This is a genomic window from Pseudomonas sp. EL_65y_Pfl2_R96, assembly GCF_963970905.1.
GTDB lineage: Bacteria > Pseudomonadota > Gammaproteobacteria > Pseudomonadales > Pseudomonadaceae > Aquipseudomonas.
Genome location: NZ_CAXAQH010000243.1, coordinates 1 through 504, shown reverse-complemented (window position 1 = coordinate 504; position 504 = coordinate 1). Strand labels below are relative to the sequence as shown.

The 504-nt window shown below is 60.1% G+C and carries 1 protein-coding gene; it reads right to left on the bottom strand.

Annotated features, from left to right (window positions below; genetic code table 11):
* Positions 1–504, bottom strand: a 504-nt coding sequence (locus tag AACY49_RS30420; RefSeq protein ID WP_445262680.1) for a hypothetical protein, incomplete at both ends; no start/stop codon positions are given.

Below are 504 nucleotides of genomic sequence, written 5' to 3'. Positions count from 1 at the left end.
CCCGCTGCGGTCTTGCGCCGTTCCTCCAGATACTCGACGACGGGCAATCCGATTGGACGAATGGACTCACCTTCCTTGCTGTCCACCAGGCGCATGCAGCTCGCGTCGGTGTCAGCTTCGATCCACATTAGCGAGATCATTTCCGAGCGGCGGCAGCCGGTGAGCGCGATCTGCCGGATGATGTCCACGGTCATGGCGTATTTTTCGTTCGCCGCGGCATCGCGAAGCATTTGCCCGAGGGTGCGATACTCCGCCTCGGTCAGCCTACGATTCCGAACATTGTCCTTGGGCTTCTTGATGCCGTGCGCCGGATTGACCTCTATAATCCCAGCATCGACAGCGTAGGTGAGGATTCCGCCCAATAGGCCGACGGTGCGCGTGGCGGTGCCCGCGCCACCACGAACAATGGCCTTTCCTCGCAGCTTTTTCGTCTTGACGGCGACGCGCGTCTTGCCGGCCATTATGTCCTTCAAGACCTTGTTGATGTCGGCCTTGGTGAGATCC